Consider the following 2,728-nt stretch of genomic DNA (forward strand, 5'->3'; position numbering starts at 1 on the left):
TCCATAACCCCATCCGGGGCCCATTTTCCCAGAACAGCTTCAAAAAGCGGGAAGGACTCTCCCGGCCAGGCAAGCTGCATCCGGAAAAGCAAAGACATCGCTATCCCAATGAACCCCATGATTAAACCTGTAATCAGGTATTGTTTGGAGATCATTTTATGATCCTGACTGAAAATATATTTTGTTACAAACGTCTCTTTGTGATGGTGGTGCCCTTCTTCGTGGGCGTGGTCATCGGTCAATGCATGTGCTTGTACTGACATAGTCTTTTTTTTATCCTTTTTCTAGCAATTCATTTTTTCAGGGTTGCATGGAAGCCATCGTCTCATTGAAGGTCTGTTGGCCCTCCAGCCATGCCTGGTACTCTTCTTCAGTCTCTACAATAATCTTCATCTGCATATTGTAGTGAGACTTTCCACAAATCTTATTACATAACAATACATAATCAAATTCCCATGGGTCCGAATTCGGTTCTCCCATAGCGGCTTTTTCGGCCCTAAGGGCGTTTGTGCGCTTCACTTTATCGACCGTTTCGGGTCGCTGTCTCATTTCCGCCGTAGTCACTGTAGGCGTAAATGAGAATTCTGTAGTCATCCCGGGAACGCAATTCATCTGTGCCCGGAAATGCGGCATATAGGCCGAATGCAGCACATCCTGAGACCGGAACTTGAAATTCACCTTTCTACCCACCGGCAGATGGAGTTCTTTAACAATAATATCATCAGAAGCGTTCGGATCGGATTCATCCAGCCCAAGTATGTTCGCTCGATCGATGTTTATCAACCTTACATTCGCTTCTCCAAGAACGTTGTCAGCCCCTCCATAGCGGGCTGTCCAGTTAAATTGCTGAGCATAGAGTTCCACGATAAGCGGATCGTCCTCCTCGTTGATGTCCATAATATTGGTCCAGGTGTACAATCCCCAAAGAATCAACCCTGCAAGCACAATAACCGGAATGATGGTCCAGATAAACTCCAGGCGGTTGTTGTCCGCAAAGAAAAGCGCCTTTGTGCCTTCCTTTCCCCGGTATTTATAGGCGAAATAATGCAATAACGCCTGTGTGATAAACTGGACTATAAAAATAATAACAAAAGACCACAACAACAAAGAATCGTATTCCGCACCATGTGCACTGGAAGCCTCAGGCAGGATGTACTTGCCATACTTCCAGAAACTAAAAATGGTAATCCCGTAAATAAAAACGAGAAAGACAAACATGAGGTATCCGTTGTACCGGTTGTCCTCATCTGTCGCCACTTCTGAATTTCCGGATTTAGCCCTTGTCTGGGACAATTCAAAAATCTTGGTCATCTGCCAAACGGCAATGCCCACTAAAACTAAAACCGCTATCGTCAATACTGCTGTCATCGTGTAAACGGATATGATTCGCTAATGCTTGATTTAATAATGAAACTGCCGACTCTCCTCAATATAAGGATTGCGGGTAGGCTGCAGAGGTGCTTTGGTCAGTGCGCGGAATACCCAGAACAAAAATGCACCTCCAAAAAAGAGTACCGCGCTAATTTCCGGAATACCGATATACCATTGGTCTCCGACTGTAGCCGGCATAACCATATTAAACACGTCTAGATAATGTCCCATAAGCACGACGATTCCAGCCATAATCACAAACCAGTTCAGGCGTTTGTAATCACTGTTCATCAGTACCAGCAGGGGAAATATGAAATTCATAGCTACCATACCCCAGAAAGGCAGGGAGTAATTCTCTATTCGCGTAACATAGTAGGTCACTTCTTCAGGGATGTTCGCATACCAAATAAGCATGAACTGGCTGAACCAGAGATAGGTCCAGAAAATGCTGATTCCAAACATAAATTTGGCCAGATCGTGTATATGGCTGTCATTGACGTCCGGCAGGTAACCCTTTGATTTGAGGTAAATGGTCACCATGGCAATTACCGTGATTCCGGAAACAAACATACTGGCAAATACATACCATCCAAAAAGGGTACTGAACCAGTGTGGATCCAGACTCATGATCCAGTCCCACGACATCATGGACTCGCTGACCAGGTAGAAAACCAGGAATGCCGCAGACCAGCGGAAATTTTTTACAAAATTACTGTTATCATCTGAAGCATCCTGCGCGAGGGAAAGCCTTCTGGAAATCTCCCTGTACGCGATCCAGCCTCCAAGATAAATAGCTGCTCTTATAAGAAAAAATGTGGAATTCAGATATCCCGCCTTGCCTTGTAACAACTCATCATGAGCTACTGTATCCGCATCCATCCACACAAAAAGATGGTTCATATGAAGGACTGAAAGCACCAGGAATACAAAGAGCAGAATACCTCCGGGCACCAACCAGGCCGTAATTCCCTCCATAACCCTGAAGAGCATGGGTGACCAGCCCGCCTGCGAGGCGCGTTGAACGCCGTAGAATGCCAACACCCCAAGTGAAATCATAAAGAAGAAGAACAGGGCCACATAGGTAGCAGACCAGGGGCGATTCTGCAATTGATGCAACAAATGCTCGTCGTGATCCATACCGTGTGCCTCATCTCCATGAGCAGCAGCGCCGGTGGCTTCATGAGCGGCTTCCCCGTGACCTCCCCCATGTCCGTCATCATGAGTGGCAACCATAGCTTTGGCTTCTTCCACTGTCGAGGGCGCGGAAACAAATCCAATCCCCATTCCCACGAGCCCTAGAGCCATAAGAATCAGAGATCCTATTTTCAGTCTGTTTGAGAAGGTATACATCTGCAGT

Annotated in this window: 2 protein-coding genes and 1 pseudogene; all 3 read right to left on the minus strand. The window is 46.2% G+C overall.

The window, feature by feature from the left end:
• Positions 1 to 263: pseudogene (locus WBV75_RS10590) on the minus strand (cytochrome c oxidase subunit I); the annotation flags it as partial.
• Between the two features lie 37 nt (positions 264 to 300).
• The gene (locus tag WBV75_RS10595; protein ID WP_424120581.1) at positions 301 to 1,368 is read right to left on the minus strand and encodes a cytochrome c oxidase subunit II; all 1,068 of its coding nucleotides are present in this window, start codon (positions 1,366 to 1,368) and stop codon (positions 301 to 303) included.
• Positions 1,369 to 1,401: 33 nt separating this feature from the next.
• On the minus strand, positions 1,402 to 2,721 hold the full coding sequence (locus tag WBV75_RS10600; RefSeq protein WP_424120582.1) for a quinol:cytochrome C oxidoreductase: 1,320 nt from the start codon (positions 2,719 to 2,721) through the stop codon (positions 1,402 to 1,404).
• Positions 2,722 to 2,728 lie beyond the last annotated feature (7 nt).

It is taken from the genome of Robiginitalea sp. (assembly GCF_049588695.1).
In the GTDB taxonomy this organism is placed as follows: domain Bacteria; phylum Bacteroidota; class Bacteroidia; order Flavobacteriales; family Flavobacteriaceae; genus Robiginitalea.